At 67.5% G+C, this 618-nt stretch carries 1 protein-coding gene; it reads left to right on the forward strand.

From position 1 onward, the window contains the following. A partial coding sequence (locus G3I71_RS45590) for an extracellular solute-binding protein (protein WP_164324825.1) occupies nucleotides 1–618 on the forward strand: 618 nt, incomplete at both ends.

Here is a 618-nt window from a genome sequence, read left to right on the forward strand (position 1 = left end):
ACAAGAACACCGAGGCCACGGGCGTCGACGTCGAGATGATCGTCACCGACGCCGACCAGTACGCCACCAAGCTCCAGGCCGCGGTCGCCGGCAACAACGTGCCCGACGTGTTCTACATCGAGCAGGCGTCGCTGCAGTCCTACGTCGCGTCGGGCGTGCTGCTCGACATCACCGACCAGGTCGAGGCGTCCGACGTGGACCTCGACAACCTGTGGGAGTACGGCGTCGACTCCTACCGCTTCGACGGCACGCTGCAGGGCACCCCCGAGGGCCGCCTCTACGGCCTGCCCAAGGACATCGGCCCGTTCTCCTTCGGCTACAACAAGACCATGCTCGAGGCCGCGGGCATCCCGCTGCCCGACAAGGACACGCCGCTCACGTGGGAGCAGTTCGTCGAGATCTGCAAGCAGCTGACGACGGACACCGACGGCGACGGCGCGGTCGACCAGTGGGGCACCGGGCTCAACGTCCAGTGGAACCTGCAGTCGATGGTGTGGAGCAACGGCGCGGACTTCATCGACGCCGACCGCACCACGGTCACCGTCGACACCCCCGAGTTCGCCGACGCGCTGCAGAAGTTCGCCGACCTCACCAACGTCGACGCCGTCACGCCGTCGG

Origin of the sequence: Streptomyces sp. SID12501 (genome assembly GCF_010550245.1) — a bacterium.
GTDB lineage: Bacteria > Actinomycetota > Actinomycetes > Streptomycetales > Streptomycetaceae > Streptomyces.